20 protein-coding genes and 1 other RNA gene are annotated in these 18660 nt (G+C 40.3%); 5 read left to right on the forward strand and 16 right to left on the reverse strand.

The features are described 5' to 3' along the window. Positions 1 to 107 precede the first annotated feature (107 nt). From rnpB to V5M37_RS20405, 6 genes are all read right to left on the reverse strand, one after another. Positions 108 to 500: RNase P RNA component class B (rnpB, locus tag V5M37_RS20380), an RNA gene on the reverse strand. Positions 501 to 580: 80 nt separating this feature from the next. After that, positions 581 to 883, reverse strand: coding sequence for a cell division regulator GpsB (gene gpsB, locus V5M37_RS20385; RefSeq protein WP_213120405.1), 303 nt, complete (start codon positions 881 to 883; stop codon positions 581 to 583). Between the two features lie 137 nt (positions 884 to 1020). Then, positions 1021 to 1581 (reverse strand): DUF1273 domain-containing protein, encoded by a 561-nt coding sequence (locus V5M37_RS20390; protein WP_423798918.1) that lies wholly within the window; start codon positions 1579 to 1581, stop codon positions 1021 to 1023. Positions 1582 to 1703: 122 nt separating this feature from the next. Further along, entirely contained in the window at positions 1704 to 2087 is a 384-nt protein-coding gene (locus V5M37_RS20395) for a CotD family spore coat protein (protein ID WP_423798919.1), read from the reverse strand. Positions 2088 to 2464: 377 nt separating this feature from the next. Next, positions 2465 to 3733 carry a ribonuclease H-like domain-containing protein gene (locus tag V5M37_RS20400; protein WP_423798920.1) on the reverse strand — a complete coding sequence of 423 codons (1269 nt, stop codon included), beginning with the start codon at positions 3731 to 3733 and terminating at the stop codon, positions 2465 to 2467. Positions 3734 to 3747: 14 nt separating this feature from the next. Continuing rightward, a complete protein-coding gene (locus V5M37_RS20405; protein ID WP_423798921.1) occupies positions 3748 to 6027 on the reverse strand; it encodes a DEAD/DEAH box helicase in 2280 nt (759 codons plus the stop codon). A 139-nt stretch (positions 6028 to 6166) separates the two neighbouring features. Here V5M37_RS20405 and V5M37_RS20410 point away from each other — a divergent pair, with 139 nt between their 5' ends. Both V5M37_RS20410 and V5M37_RS20415 read left to right on the forward strand, forming a co-directional pair. Then, positions 6167 to 6865 carry a Crp/Fnr family transcriptional regulator gene (locus V5M37_RS20410; protein WP_213145064.1) on the forward strand — a complete coding sequence of 233 codons (699 nt, stop codon included), beginning with the start codon at positions 6167 to 6169 and terminating at the stop codon, positions 6863 to 6865. A 113-nt stretch (positions 6866 to 6978) separates the two neighbouring features. Continuing rightward, positions 6979 to 7467 (forward strand): Hsp20/alpha crystallin family protein, encoded by a 489-nt coding sequence (locus V5M37_RS20415; protein ID WP_423798922.1) that lies wholly within the window; start codon positions 6979 to 6981, stop codon positions 7465 to 7467. A 56-nt stretch (positions 7468 to 7523) separates the two neighbouring features. On the opposite strand, the gene V5M37_RS20420 is transcribed toward V5M37_RS20415, so the two are convergent. Continuing rightward, positions 7524 to 8075 carry a YppG family protein gene (locus tag V5M37_RS20420; protein ID WP_423798923.1) on the reverse strand — a complete coding sequence of 184 codons (552 nt, stop codon included), beginning with the start codon at positions 8073 to 8075 and terminating at the stop codon, positions 7524 to 7526. A gap of 175 nt (positions 8076 to 8250) precedes the next feature. On the opposite strand from V5M37_RS20420, the gene yppF reads away from it, so the two are divergent. After that, on the forward strand, positions 8251 to 8463 hold the full coding sequence (gene yppF, locus V5M37_RS20425; RefSeq protein ID WP_423798924.1) for a YppF family protein: 213 nt from the start codon (positions 8251 to 8253) through the stop codon (positions 8461 to 8463). 16 nt (positions 8464 to 8479) lie between these two features. On the opposite strand, the gene V5M37_RS20430 is transcribed toward yppF, so the two are convergent. The 3 genes from V5M37_RS20430 to V5M37_RS20440 all read right to left on the reverse strand — a co-directional run bounded on the left by V5M37_RS20430 (position 8480) and on the right by V5M37_RS20440 (position 10527). Beyond that, a complete protein-coding gene (locus V5M37_RS20430) occupies positions 8480 to 8851 on the reverse strand; it encodes a DUF1798 family protein (protein WP_423798925.1) in 372 nt (123 codons plus the stop codon). Between the two features lie 83 nt (positions 8852 to 8934). Next, entirely contained in the window at positions 8935 to 9207 is a 273-nt protein-coding gene (locus tag V5M37_RS20435) for a hypothetical protein (RefSeq protein ID WP_423798926.1), read from the reverse strand. Positions 9208 to 9549: 342 nt separating this feature from the next. Continuing rightward, positions 9550 to 10527 carry a DUF2515 domain-containing protein gene (locus V5M37_RS20440; protein WP_423798927.1) on the reverse strand — a complete coding sequence of 326 codons (978 nt, stop codon included), beginning with the start codon at positions 10525 to 10527 and terminating at the stop codon, positions 9550 to 9552. Between the two features lie 189 nt (positions 10528 to 10716). Between V5M37_RS20440 and recU the strand changes: the two genes are divergently transcribed. Continuing rightward, positions 10717 to 11331 carry a Holliday junction resolvase RecU gene (recU, locus tag V5M37_RS20445; protein ID WP_423798928.1) on the forward strand — a complete coding sequence of 205 codons (615 nt, stop codon included), beginning with the start codon at positions 10717 to 10719 and terminating at the stop codon, positions 11329 to 11331. Positions 11332 to 11366: 35 nt separating this feature from the next. Continuing rightward, positions 11367 to 13919: a transglycosylase domain-containing protein gene (locus V5M37_RS20450; protein WP_423798929.1), complete on the forward strand. Its 2553-nt coding sequence runs from the start codon at positions 11367 to 11369 to the stop codon at positions 13917 to 13919. A 128-nt stretch (positions 13920 to 14047) separates the two neighbouring features. Here V5M37_RS20450 and V5M37_RS20455 read toward each other — a convergent pair whose 3' ends face one another. The 6 genes from V5M37_RS20455 to V5M37_RS20480 form a co-directional block, all read right to left on the reverse strand. Next, a complete protein-coding gene (locus V5M37_RS20455) occupies positions 14048 to 14407 on the reverse strand; it encodes a YpoC family protein (RefSeq protein ID WP_423798930.1) in 360 nt (119 codons plus the stop codon). After that, entirely contained in the window at positions 14400 to 15062 is a 663-nt protein-coding gene (nth, locus tag V5M37_RS20460; RefSeq protein WP_423798931.1) for an endonuclease III, read from the reverse strand. The genes V5M37_RS20455 and nth overlap by 8 nt, the downstream gene beginning before the upstream one ends. A 67-nt stretch (positions 15063 to 15129) precedes the next feature. Continuing rightward, complete coding sequence (locus tag V5M37_RS20465) at positions 15130 to 15828, reverse strand: DnaD domain-containing protein (protein ID WP_423798932.1); 699 nt, start codon at positions 15826 to 15828, stop codon at positions 15130 to 15132. Between the two features lie 123 nt (positions 15829 to 15951). Beyond that, positions 15952 to 17139 (reverse strand): pyridoxal phosphate-dependent aminotransferase, encoded by a 1188-nt coding sequence (locus V5M37_RS20470; RefSeq protein ID WP_423802655.1) that lies wholly within the window; start codon positions 17137 to 17139, stop codon positions 15952 to 15954. A gap of 29 nt (positions 17140 to 17168) precedes the next feature. Next, complete coding sequence (locus V5M37_RS20475) at positions 17169 to 17645, reverse strand: DUF5590 domain-containing protein (protein WP_423798933.1); 477 nt, start codon at positions 17643 to 17645, stop codon at positions 17169 to 17171. Between the two features lie 138 nt (positions 17646 to 17783). Next, positions 17784 to 18632 (reverse strand): hypothetical protein, encoded by an 849-nt coding sequence (locus tag V5M37_RS20480; RefSeq protein WP_423798934.1) that lies wholly within the window; start codon positions 18630 to 18632, stop codon positions 17784 to 17786. Positions 18633 to 18660: the final 28 nt, after the last annotated feature.

An 18660-nucleotide genomic window follows, 5' to 3' on the forward strand; every position in this document is an offset into this window, starting at 1 on the left:
CAATATCATTATGGTCTAAAAACAAGCTCCGGATTCAGTTAACAAATAAAAAGCCCTCCCGTTTAAGGAGAGCTGTTCACTTCCATCGAAACTATCCATTAATAACGTTCTATAAGCCATGTTCTGTGCCTCCGTACTGCAAACGACTTACAAGTCTCGTACTGAGGCGGTAATCATCTATCTACAGATTCACGTGGAACCTGTCCTTCTCCTCGTTGATTTCCGATAGAGAAAGTGCCCCTACCATAATTTGGGTTTCTCGCTCGTGGGGTTTACCCGTTCCACCCTCCTCATTTCTAAGGAGGTAATCGTCACTGTGGCACTTTTAAAGGTACTCCTACCATATCCAAAGGACTTAGGTATTTTCCCAGCCGTCAACCGAATGAGCTACCCGGCTGCCCTAGCTTATGAATTCGCTAGGCACGAACACTACGAGCATCTCAGCTCGTGCGAGCATGGACTTTCCTCTACAAGAAAACTTGCAGCGATTACCCGAACGTCATTAACGTTACATTGTCTATTATATGTATATCGTTCAGCATTATCAATGGTTATTCAAAGGAAATGAGGGTATTATTTGTTATTCGTAAAGCTTGCTGCCGAATACATGCTTTTCAAGATTAGACAGGCGCTTTAAAATATCAAAATTGGTTGTCCCAGCAGGCTGTGCAGCAGGTTGCCTTTTTGCTGTATCTTCCAGCTGTTTGCGAAGCCTTAGATTTTCTTGCTGAAGATCTTCTATTTCCTGATGGAAAGTACCATAATCTTTAATAATCAAATCCAAAAACTTATCAACATCTTCTTGTCTATAACCACGTACGCCAGTTTTGAACTCTTTTTCTAAAATATCCTTTGCAGTAAGTTTCACTTTATCTGACAGCATTCCAATCACCTCAAGTTTAGCCAATCATTACCTATTATTTTTTCAAATATAAGCGGTTTTGTCAATTTTCAATTACAGTAAAGTAATTCAGCAGACATTATATTCTATTTAGTATATTCTAAAATATTCGAGCAGGATTAAAAATCAGACTGTTTAAGCTGTTCTTCTTCGACAATCATCTGCAAATCATAAAAGGAAATCAGCTCAATCGAATAGGGATGATTTTTTTGATAATCGACAGCTAGTTCGTACAAATATTTTGGGCTTCCTTCTTTTTCCTGATCAAACAAGAGCAGAAGGCCATCACTCTTTTCAATAAAAAATTGATTTTTCAATCGGAATTGCCACGGTTTTTCATAGCCCTTTTTCGTAACTGAATCAATAAAGTCGGCTTGCATGATAACAGATTCGTACCATTCCTTATTGTTTTCATTCCAAGATGCTTCTTGATTTAAAAAAGGAGTGATAACGGCTAGCTTCAAATCCGGAAATTCCCCCTGCAGGTCAAAAACAGTTTCAGCTGCCCAAAGCTCCACTCCTAACTGTCCGCTGATCAGTACCCATTCCAGCCCATCTTCAAGCATAGGTACCAGTGATTTTTTGATAGCCGCTTTTATAAAATTTGCCGATGGATGATCTTTTTTAAAAATCCCTAGTTCAAATGGTTTATATCCGGAAATGGCTAATACCTTAAGCAAAAACATTCTCCTCAAATGAAAAATTTTTTTAAAAGGGACAAACATTTTATTACCCTTAGCATATTATAAAGTAACAAAATAAAAAACAAGGGCTTAAAGCCCTTGTAAGATTAGTCAAACTTTTAAGGTCTAGGTCCCATATAAGGTCCAGGTCCAAATCCAGGTCCAGGTCCAAATCCAGGTCCAGGTGCGCCAAAGCCAGGGCCTGCCATACCATAACCCGGCATATTCGGCATTACATTTGGCATCGCATTTGGCAATGCGTTTGAAGCAGGCATTACTGCTTGCGGTGCACATGGATTACAGCAGTTAATATGCTGGTTACATACCTCTTCAGCACATGAAGCCGACTGCGGGCAATAATGTTTATGCTCAAACATATGGTGATTCACGGTAGTAGTGTGAACCGGATGAATATGAGGCACCACCGTTGTAGAGAAAGTATGATTCACAATGTTTGTCGTCGGATGAACCACCGGCGGGGCAAAATTAGTTCCAAGAAACATGTTATGCTCTCCCTTCTTTTCTTTATTCTGTTTACATTAACAGCCTATGAAAAAAGGGATACTCTTGTACTAATGAAAACACCTATTTTTTATAATAATATGGCATCCTTGGGTGTATATCCTTATAACATAGTATAAAAGCTATCTTTCAAGCTTGTAAAAACAACAGCAGTTAAACAAACAACAACAAAAAATAAAAACAAAATTGCCTTATACATCCTACCCACTCCATAAAGTTTTTGCGCCTTTTTTACACAGCACACAATTTATAATTTTACCTATTAAGACGACAGTAAACAATATGGAATTTCAAATTTTTCAGCATTAAATTGTGAACTTTTTGTTACATATTTTTAATAACCGTTAATTAAAGAAATTTAACGTGGGCTTTTAGTGATTTTTCGATTCAAACGCTCTTTTCGTGCTTGTAACTGGTCCATTGAAGCATCACCTGAAAGATTGTGCAAACTAGGGGTTCGCTCACTTATAATGATAGCTTGGCTACAGTATTGAAGAGCTAATTCTAAATCCTTTAATCTATGCTCATAGATTTTAGCCAATTCTACACATGCATCAAGCGCAAGACGCCCCTCCCCAGATTGGACAACCTCGGCAAACAAATTTCTTGCTTTGTCCCATTCCCGGTCTTTTTTATACTGAAACGCAAGAGCAAGCTTTGCTTGGCAAGCTGTAACATCCTGCCCGTCTGTGAGTTTGCCGAGGACTTTTTCTGCTTCATCCTTTTCACCGATAGCCGCAAACCAGCGGCCTACTTCAAAGGTTTCTTTTCTGGTGGAGTCGTGGTCTAATCCGCATAATTGAAAGGTCAGATGTGTATACAAAGTGACAAGCGACAATATATCAATTTCATTATGCTTGAGTATGCCAATCATGCCATCGGGCTTTTTGTTTTCAACAAAATCAAAATAAATCATCGGAGCTAAAAATCCCGGAATATCGTCAACCCTTTCTACCCCGAGAACCTCTTTTTCCACTACTGCTAATTTCAACCGTTCTAATTTGTGCTTCCAGAGTCTTTTGGCAGCGTGAAACAAGTCGAAATGACCAAAAGACGGAAGCCTTGGAACATGCTCTCTTACAAGCGTATGTCTCGTTTTGACCTGCGGCCAGTCAAAGGCTTTCCCATTATAAGTGACAAGTGTCCGATAATTAATCTTTTCCAGAAAGCTTTGGTATAGCGGGATCTCGGCACCGGGATTTGGGAGGATATGCTGTCTTAAAATCAACTCTTCTCCCTCAATGCTGGCATACCCCAATAAGAAAATGGTATTGCCCGTCCCGCCGCCTAGCCCCGTCGTTTCTGTATCGAAAAAAAATAATTCTTCCGCCTGAAATCCTTTAGCAGATAATGGATGAGCGGCTGATTGCTGGTTCCAGGTTTCCATTGCCGTCAGAAAATCACGAAACCGATAATGGCCGTGCCGTTGGTCAAGCGGATATTTTACCTCTCTTATTAAACAGAAGTTCTCGTCTAAATAATAAGGAGAAACATGTTCTTGCTCCCATTGCTCTTTGTAAGGTATCTCAACGGACGTTTCTACTGGAGAGGGAACAGCCTTTTTTTCTGAAGAATTCCCCGTCGACAAGTGGGGCTTTAAGCGATTCAATTTATTTTTTAAAGACATCCTCGCACTCCCCCTTACTGCGATGATGATTCTAAGAAGGCATCAAGTATCATTAATGAATCATGTTTGGCGGCATCTCCAACTGCATCCGTGCCAATGCATGATGGACACCCAGATTCACATTGGCAGCGTTCAATCATTTTTTTGCTTTCGAGCAAAACCTCTGCCATCCCTGAATATATTTTTTCACTTAAGCCAATTCCGCCAGGATAGCGGTCATAAAAAAAGATGGTTGGCTTTTCATTATGGTCGGCCTTAACCTGCGGAATGACATGAATATCCTGCGGGTCGGCCATGACAAACAATGGGGCTATTGATCTTAAAGCATGGGCCGCCCCAACAAGTCCTTGCTCCAGCCGAACAGCCCCCAATTCTGAGAGCGCCCTATTAAGCGAAATCCACGCGGCATTCGTATGAAGTTCCTCTTCCGGTAGGTGGATCGGACCGGAACCGATATTCTCATGAGTTTCGAATTTAATTTTTTTAAAAATGGTCGCCATAGCCCTGACGCTGACATCCCCATAACCAATTTCCGCTTCATTGACCGGATCCAGTTTATCAACCTCAAGTACTTTTAATTGAACCGCTAAATTGGCATCTGTAAAATAATCAACATCCACCTCACGGACAAATGCCTTTTTTTCGTCCCAATCCAGTTTTTCCACTTGAAATTGAGTGCCTTGGTGCAAATAAATGGCCTCATCGTGAAGCAGTGTCATTGCCGAAAAACGGTCCATTTCCCCGATGACCTTTACACTAGCAATATCGGTTTGGTCGACAATGATGACATTTTCTTGGGAAGCGGACCGCAGGCTGATATTGTGGGCCGGGAAAGAGTCGTTCATCCAGTACCATTTATCGCCGTTCCGATATAGAACTCGCTCTTCAGTTAAGTATTCCAAAAGCTCCTCAGTTCCCACATTACCGAACTTTTCGTCAGCCTTAAATGGAAGCTCGTAGGCGGCACATTTCATATGGTCAATCAATATGATTAGGTTATCCGGATTAATCCGTGCTGTTTCCGGGCTTTTATTGAAGAAATAATCAGGATTTTGGATGATATATTGATCCAACGGACTCGAGCTTGCCACCATGATGACAAGAGCCTCTCCGTGCCGTCTCCCTGCTCTTCCGGCCTGTTGCCAGGCACTAGAGATGGTTCCGGGATAACCTGTCATAATACACACCTGAAGTTGTCCAATATCGACACCAAGTTCAAGAGCATTTGTACTGACAACACCGTATATTTCCCCAGAGCGCAAGCCTTTTTCTATTTTCCGTCGCTCTGTGGGGAGATAACCGCCGCGATACCCCATAATCGATTTGCTGCCCAATTCGTGTTTCACCAGTTCCTGGAGATACGTTAAGATAATTTCAACTCGTACCCTGCTTCTGGCGAAAACAATCGTTTGGATTTTGTTTTTTAACAGTTCCCCGGCAATTTTCCGAACCTCAAGAGTGGCACTTCTTCTAATATTTAATGGTTTGTTGACAATTGGCGGGTTATAAAAAACAAAATGCTTTGTTCCGCTTGGTGCCCCGTTGTTATCAATCAGCACCATGTTTTCCTCGGTAAGGTTTTCCGCAAGTTCAAGAGGATTAGCGATCGTCGCAGATGTACAAATAAATACAGGATTGCTTCCATAGTAATGGCAAATCCGTTTTAGCCGCCTAATCACATTTGCCACATGACTGCCAAAAACGCCGCGATACGTATGAAGCTCATCAATCACGACAAATTTGAGATTTTCGAACAAAGACACCCATTTTGTATGGTGAGGCAGGATGCCCGAATGCAGCATATCAGGATTGGTGATGACAACATGGCCTGCTTTTCTGACCCGCTGGCGGATATTTGCCGGCGTATCTCCATCATACGTATAGCTGTTAATATCCATGGAGGCCGCTTGGATAATTTCGTTTATTTCACTTTTTTGATCCTGGGCGAGTGCCTTTGTCGGAAACATATACAGCGCTCGTGTGCTAGGGTCATTTAATATAGATTGAAGAACTGGCAGATTGTAGCAAAGTGTTTTTCCTGATGCCGTTGGTGTAACTGCCACAATACTTCTTCCTGCCATCGTCGCTTCGTATGCTGATCTCTGATGGGTATAAAGCTCGTCTATCCCTTTTTGATTAAGTGCTTCATGCAATAACGGATGTAAATCCCTAGGAAATGTTACCGTTTGGGCTTCTTTCTTAGGGAGTGTATGCCACGCAGCGATATTATCTTTAAAATCCTCATTTACTTTAATATCTGAAAGGATGGCCTGCAAATCTTTTTTCAACTTCATCTAGCTCACCTCATTACTTCTATTTTAGCGAATGAACGTTCGGAGAAAAAGAGGAAATTTATATTTTACAAATACCTTTTTTTTATTCGGCCAAATTTTGTTACAATAGAATATATCGAACGAAACTGAAGGTGATGTAATGAAAATCGATGAAATTAAAAGGGTGCTTTCCGAATTTACTCTCTTTCGCTCTTTAAACGACACGGAATTATCCAAAGTTACCGACATTGCGATTGCAAGAGAATGGAAGAAAAATAGCCATGTTTTTCATCAAGGGGATCCGCTTGAAAATGTTTATTTCATTTTTGATGGAAAGCTTAAAATTTATAAAAGCGATGTAAACGGGAAAGAACAAATCGTGGCCATTATGAAAAAAGGGGAAATGTTTCCCCATGTCGGCTTTTTCCGAAAAGGAGACTATCCAGCTTACGCTGAGGTTCTAGAGCCTTCCACCCTGATTGCCGTGCCGATTTCCAAGTTTGAAAATGTTTTGATCGAAAATCCGGAGCTATGCATTAAGGTATTTAAAGTACTTGGTGAAAAGATCGTCGACCTGCAAAACCGGCTGGAAGAGCAAATTCTCAATAATACCTATGAACAGATTGTCAAGCTGCTAATCCGTCTCGCCCAAAAGCACGGTAAAGAACAAGAGGATGGTACTATATTGTTAAAATCGGAATTTACCAATAAAGACCTAGCCAACATGATTGGAACAACACGCGAAACCATCAGCAGAACATTGACAAAAATGAAAAAAGACGAATTAATCGAAGTCGATGAAGAGGGCGACATGATCCTCGATATCGAAATCCTTATGGAAGAAATTCATTTAATCTAAATGAAAACTGCCACCGCAAGCTTAATGCGGTGGTTTTTTTTGTATAATGGGCACCGGGTCGGGACTAAACGCATATAATATCGTGTGAAAAATTGGAAAGAGAGGGTTTTAAGATGTCTTCTAATCTTCCGAATGATAAAAATCATGAGAAAAAGCCTGTTTCCGAACCGTTTAGTCAATTGATGAAATCCATGAATGATTTTTTCATGGAGAAACCTATTAGAGGATTCTTGCAGTCCATCGATGATTTTTTCAAAACACCTTTTCCGTTTGATAGCAGCGGAGGCTTTCACGTAGAGACTGTTGAAAGAGAAAATGAATATTTAGTGTCTGCCGAACTCCCCGGTGTCAAAAGAGACCAAATTCATCTTAATATCACCGGAAACTACTTAACCATATCTGTTGAGAATAAAGAATTAGAAACCTCAGAGGATGAGCGAAATCAAATTTATCAGCGCCGTTTTGTCAGACAGCAAACCGCAAGAACCATCTCCCTGCCTCATATGATTAATGACAGAAAAATTAATGCCTCCTACCGGGACGGATTACTACAAATCCGCATTCCCCGCGAAAAAGGAAAAATTATTGAAATTGACGAGTAAGAATATTCATTTTCCATATTATATAAAAAAGACGGCAACGCTTGCCGTCTTTTTTATTACGCCTTAAAAATGCCGCTAAAGTTTTTTACTAAGGAAGAAACCTGCGTAACCGCATTCACCATCTGCCCCGCTGTATTCATCATTTTATTAAAATCAACTGAGCCATCCTGCGATTTAAAGGAATTCATTAAGGACTGCATACCACTTGGCTGTTTCGGAATAAAGCTTTGTTTAGGATATGGGTTCATAACCGGATATCCATTCATTGGCGCATATGGAGCCGGATACATATCCTCCTTTGGCTGCAGGGGATTCTGAAATAGGAATTGTGAATCCTTTTGCGGATACTGGGAGTTTTGATAGTTCATATTCTGTGCGTTTAACCCAAGCTGATAAGCCGGCCCCATTGGCTGGAACGTACTTGGATGATAGCCTCCCTGCGACTGGAAAGTGTTCCAGGTCTGATTCTGAACAGGAGGCTGATATGGAAAAGCTTGATTTCGCATTACTAAATGACGGTTCCATTGTTGGCCAACTGGACCATATTGCATCATTTGTCCCGAATATCCATTATGAAAGAAGGTATTTGGTCTCATTTTTCCAAACACGGGCAAACATCTCCTCCGTATTTATCTCTGCTTCACATTATGAAAAAAAAGCCTAATTGGTGATTCAAGGAAATGTCAAAATTTCAAAGATTTTGTCTAAAGTTTAAATTTTTGAAAAAATAATAATCTCTTAATTTCATGTTACGATAGTAAAAATGATGAAGGAGGAGTAGAAATGGACATACGCGAATTAAAAGTGAGATTTAGTCAAAACCGTGATTACACCACTGATGATGTTAATGCACTAATGGATTTTGTTAAAAAGGCCTATATCTTCAATGAAATTAGCATTAAAGAATATCGCAATCTTGTCCGTGAACTTGAAAATCAAGGTGCGGTGCCCCCAGAGGCAGCGCAGGAAAACTCCCTCATCCAACATAATAGTTAGTCAAAAAAAGAGATGCTCATGCATCTCTTTTCTCTTTATTAACTTCTTTTAAAACTTCCGTCAGAAAAAATTCGACTGTCCGCTGGGCATTTAGAAATCTTGATTTGCTTGTTTTCGGAAAGAAAGCCTGGATGGAGAGCTGTTCAATATGTTCTGAAACAGATTCGACTTGCTGAATGCGGATATGTTTTAATGGAAAGTTTATAAGCCATTTTTTCATCTCCTCTTTCCACTCTGCATTTATTGAGTTAACCTTATTGGCAAATGGCTTTATCACCTTATCAAAATTTTGTTCACTCCCCGTTTCTCTTGCTTCCTGAAAATGCCTCAAAAATTCTTCATTGAATGATAATAACTCCTTTGTTAAAGGCTCTATTCCCTTTTCCAAGAATGCTCACTCCCTTCCCGCCAATTAAAAAAGCAGCACTATTTTAAATGCCACTTTCAGATTTAAAACTATGATACCGAATATTAAAAACCCATTTCAAGCTTTAATGATTTTGCGGAATGGTGGGAAAGCGGATGTTGTACCATCTCTCCATTCAAAAACATTTGGTCTGTAATTCTTTCTAATTTTGTAATTTTTTTAGCCGAATCAAGCAGTCTATCTTGTTCCCTTTGATCAAGCTCAATGCGAAGTTCAGAAAAGGATACTTTTAGTGCCTCATCTAATTCTTCCAATTGGTCATATATCCCCGCCAGCATAGACAGGAGCCTATCCTTATCACTAAATGAACTATTCATTTTCTAAAACCTCCCCCACGTTTTTTCCTAAAGTTAATATTCTCTTTCCAATCTATGGTTCCTTCACCCTTGACAAAACTAGAAGCATTTCGGCAAAGAAAGTGCCATTCTGGCATATTCTCTATTTTCATTCGACAGAATCTAGAATCGTATGAAAACCAAAATTCCGCACATGATATTAGTGGAGGTGTTTAGTTTGTCTAACAACAATAAACAAAACAAAAGCCAACCGCGGCAATCTGATACAGAAAAAAGAACAGGTTACGGCGATAAAAAGTTAGAAGGACCAAACCGACCGGCTGAGTAAGAAAAAAGCAAGGAGTACACCCTCCTTGCTTTTTCTTATTTCCATTTTTTTAAATCCAGTGCCTTTTTCAAGGAAACAAGCAACTGCAGCTGATGGGATTTAGCCACGTACCAATCGGTTAGGTGAATCGGGTGGCGATGATGGACTGGAAAATGCAGCCACGAGGAAGAAACCTTTCGAACTTTACTCCAATCCTGCTCATCCTGCCGATGGTGCTTGATTACAGGGTAGGTCATTCTTAAGATAGGAGTAGTTCCTTCCGTTTTCATTTTGAAATACTGTTCATAATCATTTCTTGAGCCTGTATGTGTTGTTTTTTCAGCAAACTCAAAAAAATGAGGAAATAACCTCGGCTGAAAAAGAATGCTCGCCAGCCTTTTTCCAAGATTAATCCTTTTGGAAAGAGACCTAAAGCCATTCACACTTGCGCCATATACCTCCCCGCCGCAGGTTGGGAACAACACGCAGCTAAAATGCAGCCAATCTTGAAAATTGAATATAAGTGATTGAAATACCTTTTTCTTATAAACAGGGTGTTCAATGACCGGTTTCTGAATCACATTTTGTTCATTAATGATTAGGGCGGTCGTGAGCCTTTTACTATCTTTATCCCTCCAAAAGCGGTGCCACTCATTTTGAATAAAGGATGAAACATGAAAATAGGGAAGTAAATGAAACAGAGGCCGGCCTAATTTCGTCGAATATTGATAGACCAATAATTGGGGGAAAACATCATGAAATATTAGCCAATTTGCCCTTTCATATGTAAAAAAAAGCTGTTTTCTGACCTGAGGGGCAAGCAGCTGCCGAAACATAGATCCTTCAAGATCGCACATATTCCAGCCGCCATTTCGGGATACCATGCTTGCCAGAAAAGACCATTGAATATCCGAGTTTTCTTTAAAGTAGGAAAAATATGCATTAGTCCTTGAAATATTATCGATATTTTTTTTGCTTGTTTCGGTTTCAATTTGACGAATGATATTTTGTTCGTGTATTGTAAGGAGACTCATATTTTGTGCATCTTTCCTTCAGTTTTTAATAGATTATTAGCGCATGCTAATCCCTTAAGAAGAATGAATCATTTATTTTTATAACAAAAACGGTACAATTAATATTAGCGTTTACCTGAAGGGCTATTTTATTCACCCACTTTTTTCTAAGATTTGATATGATAGTGAGTGTCTTAAGAGGTGAAGAAAATGAGCTTTAATTATCCAAATGGAAAAAAGTATGTTCGCTTGAATCAAGAGAAAAAAGCACCGGTAAAAATCAAAAAAAATGATGGATATGGCAATCGGGGAATGACACTTGAAGAGGACTTAAACGAGAGTAATGAATATTACCGTTCCAGGAAGATGGCCGTTATCCATAAGAAACCGACACCAATTCAAATCGTCCAAGTGGATTACCCAAAGCGAAGTGCTGCAGTTATTAAAGAAGCCTATTTCAAACTTGCCTCCACCACTGATTATAATGGCGTTTATAAAGGGAAATATATCGATTTTGAAGCAAAGGAAACAGAAAATCCAACTTCATTTCCGTTGAAAAATTTCCATCAGCACCAAATTACCCATATGGAAGAAGTGATGAATCAGGGTGGGATTTGCTTTGTTATCATCCGTTTTTCGCGCTTTGATGAGGTATATTTGCTAGAGGCAAGGCATATGTTAGGTTTTTGGGACAGAATGATGAGTGGAGGAAGAAAATCGATTACAAGGGAAGAAATTATACACAACGGTTATCTCATACCGCTAGGATTTCATCCAAGAATTGATTATATAAAAATATTAGATAATCTTTTACCTCTTTATTAAAAACAAATAAAGAGCAGAAAGGAAGGAATTTCAAAATGGCTGAGCAATACCAATCAAGAGAGGAGCGCCGAAAGAAACAGCAGTCAAACAATAAGGCCAAACCAAAAGCAAAGGCTAAGAAAGGCGGAATGGCAAAGAAAATTTTCCTTTCCCTAGTGGTGCTTTGTTTTGTCGGCTTATTGGCTGGTGTCGGCACTTTCGCCTATTTAGTAAAGGACACTCCCAAGCTTGATCCTAAATTATTAAAAGATCCTATCCCTTCAAAGATTCTAGATAAAGATGGAGAGCTTATTTCCGAAGCCGGCTCAGTGAACCGGGAATATGTTACTTATAAAGATATACCGGAGCAGGTTGAAAATGCCATTTTGGCAACGGAGGATTATCGTTTTTATAAACATCATGGCATCGACCCGATACGCCTTGGCGGTGCGGTTCTCGCAAATTTCCGTGATGGCTTTGGTTCGGAAGGCGGCAGCACAATTACCCAGCAGGTTGTCAAAAACGCCTTTTTATCACGTGATAAAACCTTGAAACGAAAAGTTCAGGAAGCATGGCTTTCCTATCAGCTGGAACAAAAATATACAAAACATCAAATTTTTGAAATGTATGTCAATAAGGTATATGTCTCGGAAAATAGCTGGGGTATTGCCACTGCTGCAAAAATATATTACGGAAAAACACTTGATCAGTTGACACTTGCGGAAGCAGCCCAATTGGCTGGGATGCCGCAAAGCCCGAATAATTACAATCCTTTTAACCATCCGGATTTAGCCGAAAAAAGACGAAATATCGTATTGAGTTTAATGTATCAGCATGGTTTTATTTCAAAGGCACAGATGGAAGAAGCTAAGAAGGTTGCCGTAAAAGATACGGTCCTGAAAGAGGAACAGCGTAAAATAAATGACAAACCATATGATGCCTTCGTAGATGCTGTCATTGATGAAGTTAAAAAAACAACCGATTTTGATATTTTTTCTGACGGTTTAACAATTTATACAACACTTGACAAAAACGCGCAAGACTATGTTAACGAGCTTTTAAACTCCAAAGACCTTATTCCATATCCTGATGATCAATTCCAGGCAGGAGTCGCACTTCTCGACACAAAGACTGGAGAAATCAGGGCGATTGGCGGCGGCAGAAACCAACAGGTGCAGCGCGGCTACAACTATGCCATTGATATACAGCGCCAGCCCGGCTCTACCATTAAACCTGTGTTGGATTACGGCCCTGCCATCGAATACCTGAATTGGGGCACCTACCAAATGATTGAGGATAAACCAATTACGTATTCATCAGGTAAGAAATTCGGAAACTGGGATGGCCAGTATAAGGGTCCGATGACGATGAGGACGGCCCTTCAGTTATCAAGGAACACACCTGCGGTTCAGGCCATTCAACAGGTTGGACTGGATAATGCCATGAAATTTGCCTTAAATCTGGGCATCCCGTTAAAAGAAATCTCTGAATCCTATGCGATTGGCGGCTTTGGCGGAAAAACCGTTGGGGTATCACCTTTAGAAATGGCTGGAGCTTATGCGGCGTTTGGCAACAAAGGTATTTACAATAAGCCGCATGCTGTCACGAAAATTCAACTGCGCGATGGTACCGTTATTGATACAGCACCTGAACCAAAGGTGGCCATGAAGGATTCCACAGCGTTTATGGTTACCGACATGCTAAAGAGTGTTCTAGTTTCTCCGGGTACGGGGACAAACGCAAAAGTACCAGGACTCCCAATGGCAGGTAAGACAGGAACTACAAACTATTCGGAAGAACAAAGAAATGCCTGGAATATTAGTAAAAGTGCGGTACCAGATTCTTGGTTTACAGGGTATACGACCAATTACACAGCATCCATTTGGACTGGTTACGGTGACTATAAAACGCCGATTGAGGCAAAGGGAAATAACCAAAGAATTGCCCAGTTAATCTTTAAAAATTTACTAGCGCATGTCTCAAAAGGCAAACAAACAGCTGACTTTACTATGCCAAATAGTGTGGAGAAGGTCAGAATCGAAAAAGGCTCCATGCCGGCTGTGCTTGCGAGTGAATACACTCCTGACAGCGAAGTACTCACGGAATATGCTGTAAAGGGCCATGCCCCGAAAACAGTATCCGAGAAATATAACAAGCTTGAGGCACCTAGCGGCTTGGCAGCAAAATTTGATCAAGATACACAAAAAATTGCTGTAACTTGGGATTATCCAAATACAGCACAACAAAATGTTCAGTTTGATATTACCGTTGATAATGGCACTACTCCAAATCATGTGGTGCAGGCAGAAAAAGGATTCCTATTCCCAGTTAAGCCGGGTGAGAAATACACGATTACCGTTCTGGCTATTATCGGAGATCGGAAGAGCGATCCTGCAACAACTACCATTGAGGTTCCGCAGGCAGAAATCGATAATGAACAAGGAAATGGAAATAATGGCACTGGGGAAGGAAATGGAAACGGCACTAACAATGAGAACGGTAATGGTACCGGAACTGGTACTGGCAGTGGAAATGGCAGCGGCAATAACACCGGCGGAGTCGTGATCCCGCCAATCGTAACCCCTGGTACTCCTTCCAGCGGGCATTAAATGAAAACTCGCCGAATGGCGAGTCCGATAGGACGAAGACAGAGGGGTAGTTGAATTTATGCGTAAGGAAATTATAAATTTGTGAAAATTTATAATTTCCTATTAGCTAAAAAAACAAGAGGCTGACATTAGGTTGTCGGCCTCTTGTTTTTTTGGATATTTTTCCGGGCATATTGTTTTTCTTGTTCTACCATGAGTTCTGATAACTGTCGATATGAATGATAGAGTGATGGTCTGGACTTGATAAATGCGAATCGCTCCTTAAGATTGACAGGCTTGTATTCGAAGCTTTCAAATGGAATGGGATCGGTGCAGCTAAGTGGCAATCCATTCGTCAGAAACAAAAACCTAAGGTATAATTGAATTCCTTTATTCATCCATTCTTTCGCCCCTATTTGGTCCCTGTTTCGAAAAACTTTCTCAAGATGCTCCTGTGTACTGGCCCATTCTTTAAGAATATCGTTTAAAGACTCTGAAGGCTTACTCATTTACAGCAGCCTTTCCTTTCATTCTTTTCTTCCCTTCCCTGCAGAGACCTAAGAGCGGGCAGCTTGGGCACTGCGGGTTTTGCGCCTTGCAATGATATCTGCCAAAAAAGATTAAGCGGTGATGTGTGGCAGACCACTCCTCTTTCGGTACCTTCTTCATCAGCGTCTTTTCCACTTCCAATACAGAGTCCTTCCAACGGCAAATGCCGAGCCTCTTACTGACACGTTCAACATGGGTATCAACAGCGATGGCAGGAATGCCATAGGCAACCGAAACAACAACATTGGCTGTTTTCCGGCCCACTCCCGGCAGCTTTGTTAATTCATCCCTATCCATAGGCACTTCCCCATTATATTCTTCTAATAAAATACGGCAAAGGCTTTGAATGTTTTTCGCTTTGTTCCGATAAAGACCGATTGAGCGGATATCATTTTGCAATTCCTCCAAAGGGACTTTTAAGTAATCCTCTGGGGTCTTGTATTTTTTAAATAGACCAACAGTTACCTTATTAACGAGTACATCGGTGCATTGGGCAGATAAAGCGACAGCGATAACGAGTTCAAAAGGATTGGAATGATTTAATTCGCAATGGGCATCTGGAAACATTTCACCCATTGTATCTAAACAATGCCGAATTTGTGTATTATTAAGCAAGGTTTTCACCCCTCTAAATGTTTATTACAGAAAATAAACGAGTGAATTGTCACTCGTCATTGGAGAATTATTGCTCTAACCAGTTATAGAATGGAATGGATGATGGCGGGGCATCCTCTCTTGGATTTCCTTTTTGAACTTGTTTCTGCCGGAATTTGCGACCCTGATTTTTGGCCTGCTCAAGTGTCTTAATGCCGTTCTTCTTCCACTCAAAAAGAATTCTATCAATATAGCGAAAATTTAATTTACCTGACATGACTGCTTCACGAAGTGCGGCTTTGATAATGACAGGATCATGATGGTCATCATCCATCCACATTGCAAGAGACTCACATTCAAAAGGAGACAAAGGACGGCCAAATTCATTTTCAAAACACGTATATAAATCGGTTTCATCCGTTTTCTTTTGATTCTCATGTACATTCTGCGTGCTTGTTAAAAATTGTGTCACGAGTCTTTCCCATAATGGTTTTATTGTGTACTTCTCGAAACGAATGCCGTCTTGCGAATATTCATCAATGATAGCAAGTAAGCCTCTTTGAATCAGTTTTCTAAGCATGTCACTGCATTCTGATAGCGAAATGGTCATTCTTGAGGAAAGCTCTTCAGGGGTTGGAAAATCATTACCTTTTTCTACGAACGTCATGATATTTAGTAACAGAACTAATTCTGCTTCGTTTAAATTCAAATTGCGATATTCGGAAAATAGTAAAGAGGGTACGGTAATGGTACCTTCTTCTAGCCAAGCTACTATATTATCTTTCATGTTAGGACACCTCCTAAAAAGTATATCACGAACAGGTGATTTCGAGTAAGAGAATTAGGCATCCTGTTTTGGTAAAGAAATCAAAAAGCCTGCAGGTCGCAGACTTTTTGATTTTGCTAAAGGTTATACCCTAACTTTTGATTCTACGAATTGCTGCATGCGGGATACGGCTTTTTCTAATAAGTCTAGTGATGTTGCATAGGATAGACGGATGTTGTCAGGTGTTCCGAATCCTGAACCCGGAATCACAGCTACTTTTGCTTCAACCAGAAGGGCAGATGCAAAGTCGTCGACATTGCTGTAGCCAGCCATTTCAGCAGCCTTTTTCACATTTGGGTACAGATAGAAAGCACCCTGCGGCTTTACACAAGTGAACCCAGGAATGGCAACCAGCTTATCATAGATAATTTCCAATCTTTCTTCGAATGCCTTCCGCATTTCTTCAACAGGCTCCTGCGGCCCGTTGTAAGCCGCGATGGCTGCATATTGAGCGGTAGTGGTCGGGTTAGATGTGCTATGGCTAGCGAGATTGGTCATTGCTTTAATAAGTTCAGCATTACCAGCAGCATAGCCAATCCTCCAGCCTGTCATCGAATGGGACTTGGAAACACCATTAATAATAATTGTTTGTTCTTTAAGCTCCGGCGAAATTTCCGCAATCGAGACATGCTTTACACCGCCGTATACGAGCTTTTCATAAATCTCATCAGAAACAATCAAGATGTTTTCTGCCAAGCATACCTTACCAATTTCCAAAAGCTCCTCTTCGGAATATAAGACCCCTGTTGGATTGCTTGGAGAGTTAATGATGACAGCTTTGGTTCTATTGGTAATCGCCTTTTTCAGTTGTTCCGGTGTTATTTTAAAATGGTTTTCTTCCAATCCATCGATATAAACAGGAACTCCGCCCGCTAACTTAACCTGCTCCGGATAGCTTACCCAATAAGGAGTAGGAATAATAACCTCATCCCCCTCATTTAAAAGAACTTGAAACAGCGTATAGAGGACATGTTTTGCACCATTCCCAACAATCACTTCATTTGGCTTATAGGTTAAGCCTTGATCTGTTTCGAACTTTTTAATAATCGCCTTTTTTAAGGCAGGAAGACCAGCCGAAGGAGTGTACTTGGTTTGTCCCTCATTCATCGATTTTACCGCAGCATCCAAAATGTGCTGAGGGGTATTAAAATCGGGTTCACCTGCACCGAGTCCAATTACGTCTTCACCTTGTTCCTTCAATTCTTTTGCTTTCGCAGTAATGGCCAATGTTGTTGAAGGTGTTAAGGACAACACCCGGCTTGCCAATTCCACTTTCATTATGTTTTCCTCCTGTCTCTACCCTATAGATTTTCAATTTCCTTCAGCCACTCGCCAGTTTCGAAATGGAGATAATAATAATTTATTAAATTATTATCAGAACGATAATAAATTTCCCATAAAGGGATGTTTTGTTCCATTCCCAGCCGGACTGAAATGATTTTTTGGGGATTTTTTTCTTTATTCAATGTTTGAATTGCTTCCTCTTTTGTAAGGCCGCTCTTGGCCTTTCGGACAATAACCTTTTTGCTCTTTTCGGGAACCCAGACAATAATCTCTTCGCCCTTGTTATTTTTCCCTTCAATGACATTAACGGTTTCTTGACCATTATAAACATGAAAATCTTCAACACTTTTTAATGGAACCTTTTTTTCAGCGGCCTGAACAGCACGTTCTTCAGCGGTAATTAATGGTTCCATTGCACTATGATATACTTTTACCGAAACCCCGATCACCACAGCAAGTAACAAACATGCTCCAATTATAATCCACTTTTTCACTTTCAAATCACTCTTTTATGTACGATATTTTTCCTCCAATTAATTCTTGTTACTTGTTTCCTACCAAATATCATTATAACAGGTAAAAGGAAAAATGCCCTATCTGAAACTAAGGAATCGTAATTTTTCTTTAAGTTTTTATTCTTCTTCTGTTGGGATGGTAAAAACCTCGTATTTGGAATCCGTGAACTTAAGCGTCACCGTTCCATGTTTTTTTGTAAAATAAACTTCAGACCACGTTTCGTGCAGACCTTGAAGGATATCACGGTCCGGATGATATTCCTCCGGTGTAAACAATACAGAAATCTCCGGATTCAAATAGTGGATAAAGTTAGTTGATAAAAAAGAAGCCTTAGCGTAATCCGGAATTTTTAAAACATGGACATCTTCAAGGTTTTTTGTCAGTAATGCCTGCTCCGCCCTTTCGCTGCAGGACGACATTAAAAAGAGACGGTGATTGAAAAACTTAAGGATAAAATCCATCCCTTCGTTTTTTTCATTTCCGACAAATTGGACTTCGGCCATCAGGTCAGGAAAAAGTGATTCTATTGTCCCTTCTTTCCATGTTGATACCGCTGCCTGCTTTTGGTCATCAAGTCCAAAGGCTGCCTGGGCTGATATTTTTGGAGTAGTAATCAGTTTTTCTATGTTATATTTGTCCATCAGCTTATTTACTTTTTTAAACGACAGGCTATTTTCATCTGTAGTAATGATTAAGGTTTGAATGCTTTTTACATCATAAAGTTTGAGCCACTCTTCCAATTCCGCTTCCGTGTCTTGCCCCCCGACATTGACCAAAATATTCTCGTTGTTCGGGCCTTGAATTAAAGTAGCCTCGCCAGCGGACAGTCCTATAAAAGTAACGGCCATTTCGTGTTCCTTTATATTTAATTCTATATTTTCAACCTTACCTGAAATAGCCGTTTCCGCATGAACTACTGAAACAGCCGGACAAAATAAGGCCAATAGAATGAATAAAATTCGCATACACATTCCTCCTGTCATCTATAGGATG

It is taken from the genome of Neobacillus sp. SAB-20_R2A, from assembly GCF_049568635.1.
GTDB lineage: Bacteria > Bacillota > Bacilli > Bacillales > Cytobacillaceae > Neobacillus > Neobacillus citreus.

Excerpts from the sequence above, each read along its gene's own strand:
- V5M37_RS20400 (WP_423798920.1), bottom strand. The coding sequence starts at position 3,733 with ATGTCTTTAAAAAATAAATTGAATCGCTTAAAGCCCCACTTGTCGACG.
- V5M37_RS20415 (WP_423798922.1), top strand. The coding sequence starts at position 6,979 with ATGTCTTCTAATCTTCCGAATGATAAAAATCATGAGAAAAAGCCTGTT.
- recU (WP_423798928.1), top strand. The coding sequence starts at position 10,717 with ATGAGCTTTAATTATCCAAATGGAAAAAAGTATGTTCGCTTGAATCAA.
- yppF (WP_423798924.1), top strand. The coding sequence starts at position 8,251 with ATGGACATACGCGAATTAAAAGTGAGATTTAGTCAAAACCGTGATTAC.
- V5M37_RS20435 (WP_423798926.1), bottom strand. The coding sequence starts at position 9,207 with ATGAATAGTTCATTTAGTGATAAGGATAGGCTCCTGTCTATGCTGGCG.
- V5M37_RS20440 (WP_423798927.1), bottom strand. The coding sequence starts at position 10,527 with ATGAGTCTCCTTACAATACACGAACAAAATATCATTCGTCAAATTGAA.
- V5M37_RS20465 (WP_423798932.1), bottom strand. The coding sequence starts at position 15,828 with ATGAAAGATAATATAGTAGCTTGGCTAGAAGAAGGTACCATTACCGTA.
- V5M37_RS20480 (WP_423798934.1), bottom strand. The coding sequence starts at position 18,632 with ATGCGAATTTTATTCATTCTATTGGCCTTATTTTGTCCGGCTGTTTCA.
- V5M37_RS20455 (WP_423798930.1), bottom strand. The coding sequence starts at position 14,407 with ATGAGTAAGCCTTCAGAGTCTTTAAACGATATTCTTAAAGAATGGGCC.
- V5M37_RS20405 (WP_423798921.1), bottom strand. The coding sequence starts at position 6,027 with ATGAAGTTGAAAAAAGATTTGCAGGCCATCCTTTCAGATATTAAAGTA.
- V5M37_RS20395 (WP_423798919.1), bottom strand. The coding sequence starts at position 2,087 with ATGTTTCTTGGAACTAATTTTGCCCCGCCGGTGGTTCATCCGACGACA.
- V5M37_RS20410 (WP_213145064.1), top strand. The coding sequence starts at position 6,167 with ATGAAAATCGATGAAATTAAAAGGGTGCTTTCCGAATTTACTCTCTTT.
- V5M37_RS20450 (WP_423798929.1), top strand. The coding sequence starts at position 11,367 with ATGGCTGAGCAATACCAATCAAGAGAGGAGCGCCGAAAGAAACAGCAG.
- gpsB (WP_213120405.1), bottom strand. The coding sequence starts at position 883 with ATGCTGTCAGATAAAGTGAAACTTACTGCAAAGGATATTTTAGAAAAA.